19 protein-coding genes are annotated in these 17,475 nt (G+C 68.4%); 11 read left to right on the forward strand and 8 right to left on the reverse strand.

Going from position 1 to position 17,475, the window contains the following annotated elements; all coding sequences use genetic code 11:
- Positions 1–148: 148 nt before the first annotated feature.
- Both ACAG20_RS02770 and ACAG20_RS02775 read right to left on the reverse strand, forming a co-directional pair.
- Positions 149–688, reverse strand: a complete 540-nt coding sequence (locus tag ACAG20_RS02770; protein WP_112685632.1) for a carboxymuconolactone decarboxylase family protein — start codon at positions 686–688, stop codon at positions 149–151.
- Positions 689–736: 48 nt separating this feature from the next.
- Entirely contained in the window at positions 737–1,324 is a 588-nt protein-coding gene (locus tag ACAG20_RS02775; RefSeq protein ID WP_013828895.1) for a peroxiredoxin, read from the reverse strand.
- A 115-nt stretch (positions 1,325–1,439) separates the two neighbouring features.
- On the opposite strand from ACAG20_RS02775, the gene ACAG20_RS02780 reads away from it, so the two are divergent.
- A complete protein-coding gene (locus ACAG20_RS02780; protein WP_013828896.1) occupies positions 1,440–2,375 on the forward strand; it encodes a hydrogen peroxide-inducible genes activator in 936 nt (311 codons plus the stop codon).
- Between the two features lie 10 nt (positions 2,376–2,385).
- On the opposite strand, the gene ACAG20_RS02785 is transcribed toward ACAG20_RS02780, so the two are convergent.
- Entirely contained in the window at positions 2,386–2,622 is a 237-nt protein-coding gene (locus ACAG20_RS02785; RefSeq protein ID WP_041317844.1) for a bacterioferritin-associated ferredoxin, read from the reverse strand.
- Positions 2,623–2,632: 10 nt separating this feature from the next.
- Positions 2,633–3,328, reverse strand: coding sequence for a fatty-acid--CoA ligase (locus tag ACAG20_RS02790; protein ID WP_234825627.1), 696 nt, complete (start codon positions 3,326–3,328; stop codon positions 2,633–2,635).
- A gap of 224 nt (positions 3,329–3,552) precedes the next feature.
- Here ACAG20_RS02790 and bfr point away from each other — a divergent pair, with 224 nt between their 5' ends.
- Genes bfr through ACAG20_RS02805 form a run of 3 tightly spaced genes read left to right on the forward strand, consistent with a single transcriptional unit; the run spans position 3,553 to position 6,652 of the window.
- Entirely contained in the window at positions 3,553–4,035 is a 483-nt protein-coding gene (gene bfr, locus ACAG20_RS02795; protein WP_112685652.1) for a bacterioferritin, read from the forward strand.
- A gap of 50 nt (positions 4,036–4,085) precedes the next feature.
- Positions 4,086–6,146: an MDR family MFS transporter gene (locus ACAG20_RS02800; RefSeq protein ID WP_112685638.1), complete on the forward strand. Its 2,061-nt coding sequence runs from the start codon at positions 4,086–4,088 to the stop codon at positions 6,144–6,146.
- A gap of 11 nt (positions 6,147–6,157) precedes the next feature.
- Entirely contained in the window at positions 6,158–6,652 is a 495-nt protein-coding gene (locus tag ACAG20_RS02805; protein ID WP_112685640.1) for a carboxymuconolactone decarboxylase family protein, read from the forward strand.
- A 17-nt stretch (positions 6,653–6,669) separates the two neighbouring features.
- Here the strand turns inward: ACAG20_RS02805 and ACAG20_RS02810 are convergent, their stop codons facing one another.
- Complete coding sequence (locus ACAG20_RS02810; protein WP_112685642.1) at positions 6,670–7,119, reverse strand: nuclear transport factor 2 family protein; 450 nt, start codon at positions 7,117–7,119, stop codon at positions 6,670–6,672.
- A 304-nt stretch (positions 7,120–7,423) separates the two neighbouring features.
- On the opposite strand from ACAG20_RS02810, the gene ACAG20_RS02815 reads away from it, so the two are divergent.
- The gene (locus ACAG20_RS02815) at positions 7,424–9,187 is read left to right on the forward strand and encodes a CocE/NonD family hydrolase (RefSeq protein ID WP_370491723.1); all 1,764 of its coding nucleotides are present in this window, start codon (positions 7,424–7,426) and stop codon (positions 9,185–9,187) included.
- A 7-nt stretch (positions 9,188–9,194) separates the two neighbouring features.
- Here ACAG20_RS02815 and ACAG20_RS02820 read toward each other — a convergent pair whose 3' ends face one another.
- A complete protein-coding gene (locus tag ACAG20_RS02820; RefSeq protein ID WP_112685646.1) occupies positions 9,195–9,662 on the reverse strand; it encodes an SRPBCC family protein in 468 nt (155 codons plus the stop codon).
- 103 nt (positions 9,663–9,765) lie between these two features.
- Positions 9,766–10,755: an esterase family protein gene (locus ACAG20_RS02825; protein WP_165824996.1), complete on the reverse strand. Its 990-nt coding sequence runs from the start codon at positions 10,753–10,755 to the stop codon at positions 9,766–9,768.
- A gap of 363 nt (positions 10,756–11,118) precedes the next feature.
- Here ACAG20_RS02825 and ACAG20_RS02830 point away from each other — a divergent pair, with 363 nt between their 5' ends.
- A complete protein-coding gene (locus ACAG20_RS02830) occupies positions 11,119–12,213 on the forward strand; it encodes a hypothetical protein (protein WP_370491460.1) in 1,095 nt (364 codons plus the stop codon).
- A gap of 18 nt (positions 12,214–12,231) precedes the next feature.
- Here the strand turns inward: ACAG20_RS02830 and ACAG20_RS02835 are convergent, their stop codons facing one another.
- Positions 12,232–12,810 (reverse strand): YceI family protein, encoded by a 579-nt coding sequence (locus ACAG20_RS02835; protein ID WP_112689369.1) that lies wholly within the window; start codon positions 12,808–12,810, stop codon positions 12,232–12,234.
- Between the two features lie 128 nt (positions 12,811–12,938).
- On the opposite strand from ACAG20_RS02835, the gene ACAG20_RS02840 reads away from it, so the two are divergent.
- From ACAG20_RS02840 to ACAG20_RS02860, 5 genes are all read left to right on the forward strand, one after another.
- Positions 12,939–13,361 (forward strand): hypothetical protein, encoded by a 423-nt coding sequence (locus ACAG20_RS02840; RefSeq protein ID WP_112689367.1) that lies wholly within the window; start codon positions 12,939–12,941, stop codon positions 13,359–13,361.
- An 89-nt stretch (positions 13,362–13,450) separates the two neighbouring features.
- A complete protein-coding gene (locus ACAG20_RS02845; protein ID WP_370491461.1) occupies positions 13,451–14,875 on the forward strand; it encodes a glucose-6-phosphate dehydrogenase in 1,425 nt (474 codons plus the stop codon).
- Positions 14,876–14,888: 13 nt separating this feature from the next.
- On the forward strand, positions 14,889–15,908 hold the full coding sequence (gnd, locus tag ACAG20_RS02850; protein WP_112689363.1) for a phosphogluconate dehydrogenase (NAD(+)-dependent, decarboxylating): 1,020 nt from the start codon (positions 14,889–14,891) through the stop codon (positions 15,906–15,908).
- Positions 15,909–15,992: 84 nt separating this feature from the next.
- Complete coding sequence (locus tag ACAG20_RS02855) at positions 15,993–16,994, forward strand: DUF4129 domain-containing protein (protein WP_370491724.1); 1,002 nt, start codon at positions 15,993–15,995, stop codon at positions 16,992–16,994.
- A complete protein-coding gene (locus ACAG20_RS02860) occupies positions 16,991–17,473 on the forward strand; it encodes a hypothetical protein (RefSeq protein ID WP_370491462.1) in 483 nt (160 codons plus the stop codon). Before ACAG20_RS02855 ends, ACAG20_RS02860 begins: the two co-directional genes overlap by 4 nt.
- Positions 17,474–17,475: the final 2 nt, after the last annotated feature.

The following is a 17,475-nucleotide window of genomic DNA, read 5'->3' on the forward strand; positions in this document are numbered from 1 at the left end:
CGAATTCCGGTGCCGGTCCGTCGACACCACTTTGCGTGCGACGGCGGTGATCGGAGCCAGATACGCACGGCCGGCATCGCTGCCTGCCATGAGAGCGGAGTCTACGGCGCGCGCCGGGCATTGCCCGGCGCGCGCCGATAGCGACTATCTAGGACGAGGCGGCGGGTAGCGCGTTGGCGGCGAAGATCGCCTGGGCCACCCCCGCCACGATCGAGGCGACCTTGAGGGCCTCCAGCACCGCCTCGCGGCCGACGCCCGCATCGCGGACGACCTGCTCGTGAGAGCCGACGCAGGCCTGGCAGCCGTTGATCGCCGAGACCGCGAAGCTCCACAGCTCGAAGGTGGCCTTGTCGACCCCCGGGTTGCCGATGATGTTCATCCGCAACCCGGGACGCAGGTCGTCGTAGGCGCCGTCCAGGAAGTGCCGGCCACGGTAGAACACGTTGTTCATGCCCATGATCGACGCCGCACCCAGAGCGGCCTGGTAGGCCTCGGCCGACAGGTTGTCGGCCGCTTCGGAGCTGATCTCGGCGAACACCGTGGCGTTGCGTGTCGCCGCGGCGCTGGCCAGCAGGGTGCCCCAGAGCTGCTCCTCGTTCAGAGCGGTGGTGCGAGCGATCGAACTCAGGTTGAGCTTGAGGTCCTTGGCGAATTCCGGGACCGCGTTCTTGAGATTCTCAATGCTCATATGGCGCTATTCCTTTCATCGCCGGCGCGTCGCACCGTGTCGGCTCGGTCAGATCGATTCTTTGAGCAGTTCACCCACGTTGAGCGTCGGGTCACCCTTCTTCCAGTTGCACGCGCACAGCTCATCGGACTGCAGCGCGTCGAGCACCCGTAGCACCTCGTCGACGTTGCGGCCCACCGAACCCGCGGTCACCGAGACGAACTGGATCTCGTTGTTGGGGTCGACGATGAAGGTCGCCCGGTCGGCGACGCCGTCGGCGTTGAGCACACCGGTGGCCTCGGCGAGCTCGCGCTTGAGGTCGGAGAGCATCGGGAACGGCAGCGTCTTGAGGTCCTCGTGCTGGAGACGCCAGTTGTAGTGGACGAACTCGTTGTCGATCGACACGCCCAGCACCTGCGCGTCGCGGTCGGCGAAGTCGTCGTTCAGCTTGCCGAAGGCAGCGATCTCGGTGGGGCAGACGAAGGTGAAGTCCTTGGGCCAGAAGAATACGATCCGCCACTTGCCCGGGTGGTCGTCGCTGGTGACGGTGGTGAAGAAGTCCTCGGGCCCTTTCGCGTCGACCTTCGACAGGTCGCCCGGGATCAGCGCGGTGAGCCGGTAGGACGGGAACTGGTCTCCGATGGTCAGCAGTGCCATGACACTCCTTTTGGTGTGAGATTTCGGGGCGCGGACGAGTTCAGTGCCCGCACACTCCATGTTGCCCTATCTGAATTAAAAATGAAAGGTGATACTTGGCACTATAATTATCGGTATGACCGATATAAGCTATCAGCCGACCCTGGCCGGACTGCGGGCATTCGCCGCGGTCGCCGAGAAGCACCACTTCAGCCTCGCGGCGGCCGGCCTGGGCCTGAGCCAGTCGACGTTGTCGCAGGCGTTGTCGTCACTGGAGTCCGGTCTGGGCATCCAGTTGATTGAGCGGTCCACCCGGCGGGTCTTTTTGACCGCCGAAGGGGAGCAGCTGCTGCCGCACGCCCACGCCGTGCTCGACGCGGCGGCGCAGTTCTCGGCGGCGGCGGCCGGGGTCGCCGATCCGCTGCAGGGGACCATGCGCCTGGGCATGATCCCGACCGTGGCGCCCTATGTGCTGCCCGCCGTGCTGGCCGGCATCTCGGAACGACTACCCGGCCTGAACCTGCGGGTGATCGAGGACCAGACGGTGCGACTGCTCACCGGGCTGCGGGAGGGCGCGGTGGACGCCGCGCTGCTGGCATTGCCGACCGAGACCACCGGCATGACCGAGATACCGATCTATGACGAGGATTTCGTGTTGGCGCTTCCGCCCGGACATGCGCTGGCCGGCAAGCGACGGGTCGCGCCTGCAGCCCTGGCGGACCTGCCGCTGTTGCTGCTCGACGAGGGACACTGCCTGCGGGATCAGGCGCTGGACATCTGCCGAAACGCCGGCGTGCGTGCCCAGTTGGCCAACACTCGCGCGGCGTCGCTGGGGACTGCGGTGCAGTGCGTGACCGGGGGACTGGGCGTGACGTTGATCCCGCAGACGGCGGTCGCGGTGGAAGCCGAGCGCAGTGGCTTGGCGCTGGCCTACTTCGCCGCGCCCCGACCGGGCCGGCGCATCGGGCTGGTGTTTCGGACCTCCAGTGGGCGGGAGGACTCCTACCGGCGGCTGGCGGGGATCATCGGCGACGTCATCGCCGCGCAACACCAGGTCGAGCTGGTCGCGTAACAGCCGTCGATCAGTGTGAACCGACCGGCGTGATGTCCAGGGCGAGGTGCCGCAGCGAACCGTTGGCCGGGACGCTGGGGGTCGCTGCCAACGTGGCCTCGATGATGCCGCGGACCGTGCACCGGCACCTGCCGCAGTCGCCGCCTGCCCCGCACATTGCGGCAACCTCTTTCGACGTCGACGCACCGGCCGCGACGGCGTCGCTCACCATCTGGTTGGTGGCTCCGACACAAAGGCATACATACATGGCGATACCCCTACCGACCGTCGTCCACAGGCGTCATCAGATCGATTGCGGCAGCGAGCTTTCCGACAAACGGCCGGGGGTACCCAGCGGCCCCGGAGCCGATCATCCACTCCGCGGCGGTGTCCGGGTGGTCGATCCAGCGTTGCGCGCTTGCCGCACTGTCGATCTCCAGCAGCGTCATCACCTCATTCCCGTCGTCGACGGCCTGATACACCCACACCTTGCGCACGCCGGCCCCGGCAAATCGATCCAGTCCCCGGTGCACGTTGGCCATCAGATCCGCGGGATGGGCCACGGTGGACACCACCCCGACGATCACTTCTGAACCGGGTTGCTGCGGCCCGGGCTGGGTCAGGTTGATCTTCTCTTTGACCTCGCCGGCGAAGATCGCCGGCAAGTCGTTGACCCCGGAGCGGTCGAACCATTCGAAGACGGCGGGGGAGCGCAGCAACTCCTTGACCGGCACGCGGTGGCGCAGGCCGATCGTCACCAGCACCCGGTCGGTTTCAAACGCCGAGGTGTACAGCACCGCGTGGCGGGCGCCGAGGCTGCGAAGCGGCGCATGGTCGTCGCGGATCAGCGACCAGGTCCGGTCGACGTCGTCAACCCGGTAGTCCAGTGCCAGCACCAGCGAATGCGGGTCGTCGCGCCGGGACACACCATGGCCCGAACTGCCGACACGGCGGCCTGGCGTGGCGAGTCTCATGTTAGTAGAGTCTAACCTAACTTCAGCGCATCGCGTAGGGGTGGCCGGCGACTCGCTTTCGCCGAACGGCCGAGCCGATGCGCCGATTCGACGCGCCGAGACACGGGTAATCACCCGCGTGGCACATCCGACCTGCACTAGATTGAGATTCGGCGCGTTACGGCGATGAGTCACCCCGCCCGTCGCGGCCGGCATGCGAGGTTCTTCACCCCAGAGGAGTGATCATGCAAGGCGACCCGGAGGTCCTCAAACTGCTCAACGAGCAGCTGACCAGTGAACTCACCGCGATCAACCAGTACTTCCTGCACGCGAAGATGCAGGAGAACTGGGGCTTCACCGAGCTGGCCGGCCACACCCGCGAAGAGTCGATGGAGGAGATGCGCCACGCCGAGACGGTCACCGACCGGATTCTGGTGCTCGGCGGCCTGCCGAACTATCAGCGCATCGGCTCGCTGCGCATCGGCCAGACGATCCGCGAACAGTTCGAGAGCGACCTGGCGCTGGAAAACGATGTGCTCAACCGGCTGCGACCGGGCATCGTCATGTGCCGCGAAAAGCAGGACAGCACGACTGCCAAGATTCTCGAGGCCATCCTCGTCGATGAGGAATCCCATATCGACCATCTGGAAACGCAACTGGAGCTGATGGACAAGCTGGGCGAGGCGCTGTACGCGGCACAGTGCGTCTCCCGCCCGCCGACCACGTGACGACGCCCCCGGTCGATGCGGGTAGCCGGTAGCGGGTATCCGCCACCGGTATGAGCAGTTCGGCGCCGGTTGCGGTTGACATGCGGCCTGCGCCGGTCAGCCCGCAGCGTCGCAACCTGATCTTCTTGGCGATCGTCTTCGGCATGCTGATGGCCGCGCTCGATCAGACCATCGTCGCTACGGCTTTGCCGACGATCGTGTCGGACCTGGGCAACGCCGGCCACCAGTCCTGGGTGGTCACCAGTTACCTGCTGACGTCGACTTTCGCGACGGTCCTGGCGGGCAAACTCGGCGACCTGTTCGGGCGCAAGCTGGTCTTCCAGAGCGCGGTGGTGTGCTTCGTGCTCGGCTCGGTGCTGTGCGGGCTGTCCACCTCGATGGTGATGCTGGTCGGCGCCCGCGCGTTGCAGGGTGTCGGGGGCGGTGGCGTCACGGTCACCGCGACCGCGCTGATCGGTGAGGTCATCCCGCTGCGCGACCGGGGCCGCTACCAGGGCATGCTGGGCGCGGTCTTCGGCGTCACGACCGTGATCGGCCCGCTGCTGGGCGGGTATTTCACCGACTACCTGACCTGGCGGTGGGCGTTCTGGATCAACGTGCCGATCTCGGTGGTCGTGATGGTGGTGGCCGGCGCTGCGATCCCGGCGCTGGCCGACCGGGCAAAGCCGGTGATCGACTACGCCGGGATCGTGCTGATCGGGTTGGGCGCAACCGGATTGACGCTGGCGACCAGTTGGGGCGGCACCCGCTACGGCTGGGGCTCGGTGACGATCATCGGGCTGTTCGCCGCGTCCGTGGCGGCGCTGGCGTTGTTCGCCCGGGTGGAAAGCCGGGTCGCGGCTCCCATCCTGCCGACCCGGCTCTTCGCCGACCCGGTGTTCGCGGTGTGCTGTGTGCTGGCGTTCGTGGTCGGCTTCGCGATGCTGGGCGCGCTGACCTTCCTGCCGACCTTCATGCAGTACGTCGACGGTGTCTCGGCGATCAGCTCCGGGCTGCGCACGCTGCCGATGGTGGTGGGCATGCTCGTGACCTCCACCGGCAGCGGCACCCTGGTCGGCCGAACCGGCCGCTACAAGATCTTCCCGGTGGTCGGCACGGCCCTGATGACGATCGCGTTCGCACTGATGTCGCAGATGGACGCCGCTACACCGGCGTGGCTGCAGTCGGCCTACCTGCTGCTGCTGGGTGCCGGCATCGGCCTGTCGATGCAGGTCCTGGTGCTGGTCGTGCAGAACACCTCGAGCTTCGCCGATCTCGGCGTGGCCACCTCCGGGGTCACCTTCTTCCGGACCATCGGCAGCTCCTTCGGCGCTGCGGTGTTCGGGTCGCTGTTCGTCAACTTCCTGGACCGCCGACTGGGTCCGGCGCTCAGCGCCGCCGGGTTGACCGCCGATGCGGCCGGTTCCCCCGAAGCGCTGCACCGACTGCCGCCGCAGCAGGCGGCGCCGATCGTGCAGGCCTACGCCGAGTCGCTGGGCCAGGTCTTCTTCTGGGCTGCCCCGGTCGCGCTGCTCGGGTTCGTGCTGGCGCTGTACCTGCGGGAGGTCCCGCTCAAGGAGTTGCATGACAGTGCGGTCGACCTCGGCGACGGGTTCGGCATGCCTACCACCGCATCCTCGGACGAACTGCTGGAGACCGCGATCGGCCGGTTGCTGCGCAACGAACCCGGTGTGCGACTGCGTAGCATCGCGATGCGACCGGACTGCGAGCTCGACGTGGCCGGGTTGTGGACGGTGCTGCGCATCTACCGCTACACCCAGGTGTTCCGCACCGCGCGGCTCAGCGACATCGGCAAGAACCTGCGGGTGCCCTACGAGATCCTCGAACCCACCGTCGACCGCCTGGTCGCTCAGGGTTATGCGCTGCGCGACGGCGACCACCTGGGACTCACCCGGGCCGGACTGCAGCAGGTGCGGTTCGTGACTTCGCTGATCGAGGACTGGCTGAGCGACAGGCTGTCCCGCTCGCCCGGCTTCGAGGGCCGCCCGGAGCGCGGCGAGATCGAAGCCGCGCTGCAGCGGATCGCCCACCGCACACTCGTCGACCGGAATTGGTCGGCAAGCGAGGCAGAGTTCGCCGGCACGGCCCATGGTGATGGCAAAGCCGATTAGCATCGGCGGGTATGAGCCGAATCGGAGATTTCCCCCCAGATGACCTGATGGCCTGGATGACCAAGTCGCCCGAACTCGCCGCGGGCATCGGTGGATTCAGCACCGCGGTCTATAACAACGGCCGGCTGCCGATGCGCACCCGGGAGCTGGCCCGGATGGTGATCGCCTTCGACAACGAGTGCGCGGTGTGCGTCAACACCCGCGACGCCGACGGTCCGGCGGCCGGCGTGAGCGAGGATCTTTACGAGCATGTGTCGGAATGGCGCACCTGGCCCGGCTACAGCGACGCCGAACGGCTCGCCGCCGAATTCGCCCACCGCTTCGCCACCGACCACACCGGGCTGCGGGACGACGAGGACTTCTGGTCGCGGTGCGCCGAGCACTTCAGCGACGAACTGCTCGCCGACCTCGCGCTGTCGTGCGCGCTGTGGTTGGGCATGGGCCGATTCCTGCGCACCATGGACATCGGTCAGGCTTGCGCGTTCACGCTGCCGAGCCGGGCATGACAACGCAGCGGTGACCCTCAGATCAGCCCGGTGGCGTCGAACACCCACGACATGTCGGCCTCGGCCAGATCCGCCAGCCAGGTCGGTGGGGCGTGGGCGGTCAGGCCGGCCAGGTCCCAGTAGTCCTTCCACAGCGTGATCTTGCCGTCGACCACCTTGTGCACGGTGACGAAGCGCAACAGTGCGGTTTCGCCGGTGGCCCAGGTCCAGGTCTCGGAGTGCTCGTAGACGACGTCGGGGCCCTCGGCGACCAACAACCCCGGGTGGTTGACGTATCCGGCCAGCGGCTGAAGACCGACCTTGAGGCGCTTGATGATGTCGTGTGGGCCGCGGGCGGCCGCGGCCGGGCCCACCGGCATGTCGACATAGATGCAGTCTTGCGCCAGAACGGCTTTCACCGCATCCCAGTCGCGACGCGACAGGGCCTGCCACATCCCGGTGACGATCTGCTTGACGTCAGGCGCCATGCCGACTGCGTGTTCCGGCGTACGACTCACACGCCGGAATATACGCGGGCACCGGTCAGGTGTCCGAGCGGCACCGATGCACCTTTAAAGTCTGGGGCGGGAGGTGGGCATGCCTGAACCGCGGACGGCGCGCAACGTCAAACTGGTGCTGGCGGCAGTAGCTGGGACGGGGGCCGCCGCGGTCGCGTTGCGGAAGTCACTGCTCGCGCGTCCCCGCAAGACCAGCGCATCGCCACTGACCCCGGAGTGGACCGCACCACCGGCACAGTACGGCGTCGGTGTACGGCGCAACGTCGCGGTGGAGATGAGCGACGGTGTCGTGCTGCGCGCCGACATCCATTACCCCACCGTGCGCGAGACCGGAAAGGCCGCGACGGGGCCGTTTCCGGTCCTGCTGGCGATGACCCCCTACGGCAAGCTGGCCCCACCACCGGCCGCGCAGATCGGCGGCGGCCCCACCCCGCACCTGATCCGGCGCGGCTACATCGAGGTGATGGTCGACGTCCGGGGCACCGGGGCATCCGGTGGATCGTTCGAGATGTTGAGCGCCGAGCAGGCCCGCGACGGCGCGGAGTTGCTCTCCTGGGCGTCGACGTTGCCCAACGCCAACGGCCGGGTCGGTATGTTCGGCATCTCCTACCTGGCGATCAATCAACTGTTCACCGCGGCCGCGGTCGGCCCGGACTCGCCGCTGAAGGCGATCTTCCCGGTGATGGCCGCCAACGACTTTTACCGGGATGTCGCCGCAATGGGCGGAACGCCTCACCTGCCTGCGGTGCGCGGCTACGGAGCGGTGTATTCGCTGCTCAATCTCGTCAACCCGACGTTGGAGTTCTTCACCCCGGGTGGACATGAGCGGCCCCGCTCCGGTGGGCTCGCGGCCGTGCGCCAGCGCGGCAGAGACCAGCGCAGCTACTTCGGGCCGCTGACCGCCGAAGTGCGCGCCGGCGGTGACGCCGCCTACGACGGGCCGTTGTGGGATGGCATGCGACCCGACCGGGTGCTGGCCGCGATCGCCGCCAACAACGTCGCCGTCTTCCTGGTGGGCGGCTGGCACGACGCCTTCCAGCGCGGAGCGTCGCTGAACTATGCCGGCCTACAGAACGCCAGTGTGGGCCGCCCGGCGACCGCCCCGATGCAGCCCGGGCAACCGGTGACCGACCGGATCCGGCTGATGATGGGCCCCTGGTACCACGTCTCGGACTTCGACGGCCTGCATCTGCAGAATCTGCAATTGCGCTGGTTCGACCACTGGCTCAAAGACGATGCGGACGCCGCGATCTCGAGTCCCCCGTTCACCTTCCAGGCGATCGGTGACCGCCGCTGGTACCACAGCCGCGAGTACCCGCTCCCCGAAGCGACTCCGACCCGGATGTATCTGGCCCCCGAGGGCCGGTTGGCTGCCGAGGCCCCGGCCGAACAGAGCGTGGCCGTGCTGTCCTACCGCTCGCGCGGCCCGATGTCGGGGCGCAGCCTGGAACAGTGGTCGTTGGGGCTCAACAGTTTCGTCACCACCCAGGTCGGTGGCCGCACCCGTCACGACCAGGACAACCGGCGTCTGCAACGAGGTGCGTTGACCTACACCACCGAGCCGTTCGGTGCGCCGACGCTGATCGCCGGACCGATCACGCTGCGCGTGGAGGCGACAGCCGACACCACCGAGACCTTGTGGGTCGCCCACCTCGACGACGTCGCCCCGGAGGGGGTCAGTCGCCCCCTGACGCAGGGGGCGCTGCTCGGGTCGCACCGCGCACTCGACCCCGACCGCACCTGGTACCTGCCGGACGGCACGGTGCTGCGCCCGCATCACGTCAGCACCCGATCGGCGGTGCGGCCCGTGGAACCGGGGGAGTTGACCGGCTACGACGTCGAGATATTTCCGACCGCCGCGATGATCGCGCCGGGACATCGACTGCGGCTGACGGTGACCAGCTACGATTTCCCGCACCTGGTGCCGACCGCGCCCGCGCGTCGAGCATTGGCCGGTGGCACCTACCGGTTGCATCAGGGCGGTCCCACCCCGTCGTTCTTGCTGTTGCCGCTGGCCGATCCCCACGCGCTGGCCTAGCCTTCAGCTACTGCTGCTCCGCCACGTCGCGGACGCGCTCCAGGGTGCGCCGCATGTCGCGGATGTTGTTGCGCTGCCGCAGAAATCCACCGAACAGGTAGTAGTACACAGTGGTCAGAAAGGAGTCGGCCAGCCGGAACGACTCGGTGACGTCGGTGCCGTCCGCGGTCGGAGCCAGCTCGTAGCGCCACCGGTTCACGGCTCTGTCACCGGCGAGCACTTCGAAGCCGAACACGCGATTCGGCTCGCACTCGGTGACCCGGCAAGTCGTCCAGTACACCGGCCCGATTCCGTTGCGCCGGACGTGGCCACGGAACCGGGCGCCCACTGCCGGACCGGTGGCGCCGTCGAGCCATTCGGCCTCGAAAGTCTCGGGCGAGAACCGCCCGATGTTGCGGACGTCGGCCACCAGATCCCAGATCCGCTCGGCCGGGGCTGCCATGTGAACTGTCGCGGAACCCTGCATGACCGCCATCCAATCATGTTCACGGCAGCGGGGTAAGCCTCTGGCGACAACGCACGACAAAGCACTGAGCCCCATCCGGAATCGGATGGGGCTCAGTGGTCGGATTGAGCGTTTAGCCTTCGCCGCCACCGGCGCTGGCGCCCAGGTGGCTCTGCAGGTCCGGCTTCATCGCCTGCAGCTGAGCTCCCCAGTACTCCCAGCTGTGGGTGCCGTAGTCCGGGAAGTTGAACACGGCGTTGCTGCCACCGGCCGCGGTGTAGGCCTCCTGGAACTTCTTGTTCTGGCCGATCATGAAGTTGCCTTCGAGGAAGGTGGCGGGGATGTTGTCGCCGCCCAGCTCATTGGGGCGACCGTTACCGCAGTAGACCCACAGCCGGGTGTTGTTGGCAACCAGCTTGCCGACGTTGAGGGTCGGGTCGTTGCGCACCCACGCCGGGTCGTCGTCGGGGCCCCACATGTCTTCCTTCTTGTAGCCGCCGGCGTCACCCATGGCCAGGCCGATCCAGCTCTTGCCGTCAGAGGGGTTGACGTAGCCCGACAGCGAACCCGCGTAGGTGAACACGTTCGGGTGGTAGATCGCAAAGTTCATCGCCGAGGAACCGGCCATCGACAGACCCACCGCAGCGTTGCGGCTCTGGCTCACGCCGTATTCGGACGCCAGGTAGGCCGGCAGTTCGTTGGCGATGAAGGTCTCCCACTTGTAGGTGGAGCAACCCGCCTTGCCGCAGGCCGGCTTGTACCAGTCGCTGTAGAAGCTGGACTGGCCTCCGACGGGCATGATCACCGAGATGCCCGACTGGTAGTACCACTCGAACGCCGGGGTGTTGATGTCCCAGCCGTTGTAGTCGTCCTGCGCGCGCATGCCGTCGAGCAGATACAGGCCCGGGGAACCGGAACCGCCGCTCTGGAACTGGACTTTGATGTCCCGGCCCATACCCGCCGAAGGCACCTGCAGGTACTCGACCGGCAGACCCGGCCGGGAGAACGCCGATGCGGTCGCCTCATTGCCCGTCAGGCCGATCAGCCCGGGCAGCGCTGCTGCGGCCACCGCGCCGACCATTAATCGGCGCACCCAGCGCATCCCCTTGGTCACGTCTGTCATTCCTGCCCCTTGTCGTCTGCGGAAGGCTCTCGAAATGTTCTCAAAGTAGCTAATCTGTCGATCGCGACGCAAAGCACGCCACCACTCGTGTGCCGGCCCTCACATGCAACAACGGCCGCTGCTGGCTACTCGGCGGCCGCTCCGGGACCCGACTAGCGACATAGCATACCCGATTTCGGGCCGGGACCCGGTTAGGCACAATGGCGCGACACGCGTAGGCTCGCCTCCGGTAAGCCGACAAAACCACACTGTCCTGGGCTGTGCCGGTCCGTTCCGGTGCCCGCCGAGCCCTACCCCGGGCGAGGCGCAGGCTCTCCGCCGACGCGGTGACATCGCAGATCAGGACGATTGGGGTGCGCGATTTTGGACACGGTACTGGGGCTGGCGATGACGCCGACGACGATCGGCTGGGTCATGGCAGACGGCCGGGCCGACCACTGCCCGACGCTTTCCGGTGACGAGTTCGGTGTCACCCGCGGTGTTGCCGGGCTGGATGCGGTGAGCCTGGCGGCGTCGGCGACGGCTGTCGCTGCCAGAGTTCGCACCGTGCTGGCCGGCCGCGGTGACCGGCTGCACGGCGTCGGTGTGACCTGGAGCGATGACGCAGCGGTCGGGGCCGCGCTGCTGCTGGAGTCGCTGGCTGACGCGGGCTTCGAGAACGTGGTGCCGGTGCGATTCAGCCGGGCGGCGGCGTCGCTGACCACCGGTCTCGCACCGGCTGGCGGACTGACCGCGGTATGCGTCATCGAACCCGGATCGGCCACGCTGGTGCGGTTCGACGGCCCCGGTGACGAGTGTCCGATCGTCACCAGCTGTCCGATCGGCGGTACCGGTGACGTGGTCAAGTGGCTGGCCGACGCCTTCGGGTCGGGCGGCCGGCGGCCTGACCTGCTGACGGTGACCGGCTCCGGGCGCGGCATGGACCGGCTCGGGCGTCGGCTCGAGTCCGAGCTGTCGTTGCCGGTTTTCGTGCAGCCCGGAGCCCAGCAGGCGTTGGCGCGCGGGGCCGCACTGGCGCTGGCGCCGCACGCCGAGCTGACGAGTCCGCGGGCGGTGGGTCGGACCGGCCGGACCGTCGGCGCCGGGCGTTCGATGTCGCTGCCGTACGCCGGGGCACTGACGATGCTGACCGCGGGAACGGTGGTGTTCGTGGCGTCGGTGTCGGCCGCGGTGAGTCTGCAGCTGAGTCCGAGCAGGGACCTGCCGGAGCAGCGACCGCCCGAACACGCGACGGTGGCGCGGGTGGCGGTTCCCGCCGCCCCGCCGCCCGGTGCTCCCGCGGCGCCGCCACCGGCCGCCCCGGCGCCGCCGGGCGAGCTTGCGGACCAACCGGTCGAGTTCGGCGCGCTGTGGGACGGGCCGGATGTGCTCCCGGAACCACCGGCACCGCCGCCGCACAGCGGAGCGTCGCTGCTGGAGCGGTTCCGCGAGCGTATTCCGCGCCTTCCCGGCCGCTGAGTCGTCCCGGTCGCGGAGTCAGGACCCGCGGATCTCGTCCGCCGAGACGGTCGCCGAGAAGGAAACCGACACCTCGTCGGCGACTTGCATCGCCCCCATCAGCATCGAATAACGCCGCACCCCGAAGTCGCTGTGACGAACCACGGTGTCAGCGTCGACTCGCCACGAACCGCGGTGCTGATGCGGCGGCCCCAGCTCGGTCACCTGCACGTCGATGACGTACGGCTTGGTTCGACCGCGAATCTCCAGGGATCCGGTCAGCCGGTAGCCCATGTCGGTCGCCTCGATCTCACTGCTCTCGAAGCGGATCCGGCCGTACTTGTCGGCCCCGAGGCAGTTGCGCGCATTGGTGCGGATCAGCGCCTTCTCCGGACCGGTCAGTGGCGTCATGCCGCCCTCACCGCCGAGCACCCGCAGCGAATCGACCTCGACGGTCAGTGTCGCGGCGGTGGGCTGCTCGCCGGACCACGAAACCACCGCCTGCCAGCGCTCCATGGCGATCGTGAGGCGATGCCCCATCCTCGCGGCGCGGCCGGCCACCCCCGTGCCGAGTTGCAGCCGACCGTGCGATGCGTCGAACTGTCCCTGCGCGGTCATCTGCGGCACTCTAGCGGCCCGGGGCGGTGGCGCCATTCGGCGGAATCACGATGAGGCGCCGCCGGCACCCGTTAGGCTGCCACGCGGGGCCGTCTGCTGGCCAGGATCGACAGACTGAGGGCTGAAGAATGATTCGTGAACTAGCTGCAGCTGCTTTCATCGCCGGAGCCGCGGGGGCAGCCGCCATCGGCGTCGCACCGGCCGCCGGCGCCTACCCCGGTGATGTGCCGGGGATGGCCGAGGGACAGCGGCAGGGCGACGCCTGCTTCAGCTGGGAGCGCTACATCTACGGCCACGGCCCCAACGGCCAGGCGCTGGCCTGCCATTTCATCGCCAACCAGTGGCCGCCCAAGGACACCGGGTTCTGGCAGATCTCCTACCCCCTCTACGGCGTGCAGGAGATCGGTTCGCCCTGCCCGAATCCGCAGTCGGCCGCACAGTCGCCCGACGGCCTGCCGCTGCTGTGCCTGGGCGCGCGGGGCTGGCAGCCCGGCATCTACACCGGGGGCATTGGACCGTACTTCCCGCCGGGGATCGCCCAGGTCGGGTGAGCACGGCGTGAGTCCGCCACGCGTCGTCGGCGGACAGCGTTCTTCCAGGCGGTTGCACTAGCTTCAGGCGGGGTAGCAACGGGCAGGAGGTGCCGAACTTGGGCGGACGCGCTGAGGAGAACTCGCAACGGTTGGTGATCTTCGGGATAACCGGAGACCTGGCCCGCAAAATGACCTTCCGCGCGCTGTATCGCCTGGAGCGCCGCAAACTGCTGGACGGCCCCATCGTCGGGGTGGCCAGCGACGACATCACGGTCGATGAGCTGGTCAACCGGGCCGCCGAGGCGATCCGCCACAGCGGCGAACCGTTCGACGAGACGGTGTTTCGCCGCCTGGCGGAGCGGTTGTCCTATCTGCCCGGCGACGTCACCGATGCCGCACTTTACGAGCAGCTCGCCGAGCGGGTCGGAACCGATCAACCGTGCCTGTACTACCTGGAGATGCCGCCGTCGCTGTTCGCCCCGATCGTGGAACACCTCGGTCGGGCCGGACTGCTGCAGCGGTCCCGGGTGGCGGTGGAAAAGCCGTTCGGCCACGACCTGGCCTCCGCACGCGACCTCAACAGCCGGATGCGCGCGGTGCTGCAGGAGGACCAGATCCTGCGAGTCGATCACTTCCTGGGCAAGCAACCGGTCGCTGACCTGGAGTGCCTGCGGTTCGCCAACACGACGCTCGCCGAACTGTGGGATCGGCACAGCATCGCCGAGATCCACATCACCATGGCCGAGAACTTCGGTGTCGAGGAGCGCGGCGGCTTCTATGACGCCGTGGGCGCGTTACGCGACGTGGTGCAGAACCACCTACTACAGGTGCTGGCACTGGTCGCGATGGAGCCGCCGGTCGGCCCCGGTGACGACGACCTCAACGACAAGAAGGCCGAGGTGTTCCGCGCGATGCCCGCGGCCGACCCGGTGCACTACGTCCGGGGCCAGTACCGCGGCTACAGCGATGTACCCGGAGTCGCCGACGGCTCGCAGACTGAGACCTTCGTGGCGTTGCGCCTACAGATCGAGAACTGGCGCTGGGCGGGTGTCCCGATCTTCCTGCGCGCCGGCAAGGCACTGCCCGAACGAGTCACCGAGGTTCGGCTGTTCACCCGCCGGGTACCGGCGCTGGCGTTCATGCCGCACCGGGACAGGGCCCAACGTAACCAGATCGTGCTGCGCATCGACCCGGATCCGGGGCTGCGGCTGCAACTGGTGGCCCAAGACGACCAGAACGCTCAAGCCTGGCGTGATGTTCACCTGGATTCTTCCTTCACTCACGATCTGGGGGAACCGATCCAGCCCTATGAGCGGCTGTTGCATGCCGCGATAGTCGGCGACCGCCGGCTGTTCGCCCGAGAGGACAGCATCGAGGAGACCTGGCGGATCGTGGCCCCGTTGCTCGAAAACCCCGGCGAGGTCCACCCCTACGAGCGTGGCTCGTGGGGGCCGGAGGCCGCGCAGGCACTGGTGCGTGGCCACCGGAGTTGGCAGCAGCCCTGGTTGCCGGCGAACGGCCGGTCACAATGAGAGGAGCACACACATGCGGTTGGGGATGATCGGCCTGGGGCGGATGGGCGCCAACCTGGTGAGGCGGCTGGTCGATGACGGCCACGAATGCGTCGTCTACGACCACAATCCCGAGGTGGTAGCCGCGCTGGCCGCCGAGACCCAGGCCACCGGGGTGTCCTCGACGGCCGAGCTGGTCGAGAAACTACCCGCGCCCCGGGTGGTGTGGGTGATGGTGCCGGCCGGCTCGATCACCACCGGGGTCATCGAGGAACTCGCGGACACGCTCAGCGCCGGCGACATCGTGATCGACGGCGGCAACTCTTACTACCGTGACGACATCGCACACTCGAAGCTGCTGTCCGACAAAGGTATTCGTCTACTCGACTGCGGCACCAGTGGCGGGGTGTGGGGTCGCGAGCGGGGCTACTGTCTGATGGTCGGCGGTGACCGCGGTGCGTTCGACCATGTCGAGCCGATATTTGCCACCATCGCGCCTGGGGTAGACGCCGCGCCCCGCACGCCGGGCCGTGACGGTGAGGTCGCCCAGGCCGAGAACGGCTACCTGTACTGCGGCCCATCGGGGGCAGGGCACTTCGTGAAGATGGTCCACAATGGCATCGAGTACGGGATGATGGCCTCGATCGCGGAGGGGCTGAATATCCTGCACCATGCCAACATCGGCAAACAGGACCAACGCGGCGACGCCGAGACCGCGCCGCTGAGCCATCCCGAGTTCTACCAGTACGACATCGACATCCCCGAAGTCACCGAGGTCTGGCGGCGGGGCAGTGTGATCGGCTCATGGCTGCTCGACCTGACCGCCGGGGCCCTGCAGAAATCCCCGGCGCTGGAGGAATTCGCCGGCCGCGTCTCCGATTCCGGCGAAGGCCGCTGGACCGTGATCGCCGCCATCGACGAGGGTGTTCCCGCCCCGGTGCTCACCACCGCGCTGTATGCGCGATTCGCCTCCCGGCAACTGTTCGAGTTCGGCGCGAAAGTGCTCTCGGCGATGCGCAAGCAGTTCGGCGGGCACGACGAGAGATCCGGCTGAGCCGACCGCGCCCGGGCCCGGGCGGCAGACCGAGCGGTATCGGCGATCCTGGCCGCCTGCCGCGACGGCATGCCAGTATTGGGCATGCCGCAGCGACGGCGAGCCACCCAGGCCAGTGGCGCTTCGATGCGTGCCGGTGCGGATACGGCGACCGGTCGGGTGATCGCGCTGATCGTGCTGGTGCTCGCGGCCGGGGCGGCGACGCGCGGGTATGTGCCGAGTGTCGTCCACGACCCGCGACGGCCGGCCGAGGCCGGCCCGGTGGCACAGTTGGTCCTGGCCGCGCTGCTGGCGGTATCCGTCGCGGCCGTGGCGGTTGCCGTCGCCCGGCGGGCGCGTGATCAGCGCGCCGCTCCCGGCAGCATCGGTGAGTTGTCCCGGACGGTGGGCGCCCACCGGGGACGGCCGTCGTGGCGGGTGCTGCTGATCGGGTTGGCGGTGCTGACGGCGTGGCTGCTGGCGCTCTGGGTGATGGTACGACTGGGCGCCGCGCACCGTTTCTCGATCCCGGCCGGACTGCTGGGGACGCGCGGTGAGGTGCCCGCGTCGCCGGCCGACGCCGACGCTTCGCCCCCTGTCCCGCTGCGCCCGCCCCCGCTCGGCGCGGCCGGTGCCTCGCTCGGGTATCTGTTGGCGCTCACCGGGGGCCTGCTGGTGCTGATCGCCGCGACGCTGCTGGTCGCGCGCGCCCGTCGGGCCACGTCGGCCGCCCCGCAGATCGATGCCGCACCGGCTGCTCCGCAGCCGCTGACCGCAGGCGAAACCCTGGCGCGGGCAGCCGAACTGGGCTTGACCCGGATCGCCGACCGGAGCAGGGAGCCGCGAGAGGCGATCATCGCCTGCTACGCGGTGATGGAGCGCCACCTCGCCGACGTTCCCGGCGCCGCACCGCGCGAGTTCGACACTCCCACCGAGGTGCTGGCGCGGGCGGTCGAAAACCACGCGCTGCCGGCCGACAATGCATCCAGACTGGTCGAGCTGTTCACCGAGGCGCGGTTCAGCCCGCACCTGATGACCGAGGCGCACCGCGCCGAAGCGGTAGCGATACTGCGCCTGGTGCTGGACGAATTGCGGGCTCGGACATGAAAAACGTTGCGTTGCAAGGCGTGCTGCTGGTACTCGCAGCGCAACTGGCGGTACTGTTCACCCACCAACGACAGCTGCTGCTGTGGGCCGCCGCCATTGCGGTCGCGGTCCCACTGCTGGGCATCCGGCAGCTGCTGAGGAGCGGCGGGCGTGGCGCGGCCGCGGAGCCGGCGCTCGACGAGCCCGGCGAATCGTTGCGGCGGTGGCTGTCGGGCACCGAGGCCAGAATCCGCTGGGCCGAGTCGACGAGGGCCGACTGGGATAGGCGCTGGCGGCCCATCCTGGCCCGCCGGTTCGAGGTCTCCACCGGTCAGCGGCGGGCGAAGAACGAGGCCTTCAGCGCCACCGGGACGATGTTGTTCGGCGCCGAACTGTGGCCCTGGGTCGATCCCAGCAACGTCGCCCCCAGCGCGGACCGCGGGGCCGGCCCGGGACGCGCGGTGCTCGAGGAGATCCTGCACCGGCTGGAGCAACGGTGAGC

It is taken from the genome of Mycobacterium sp. pW045, assembly GCF_041287085.1.
Taxonomy (GTDB): domain Bacteria; phylum Actinomycetota; class Actinomycetes; order Mycobacteriales; family Mycobacteriaceae; genus Mycobacterium; species Mycobacterium algericum_A.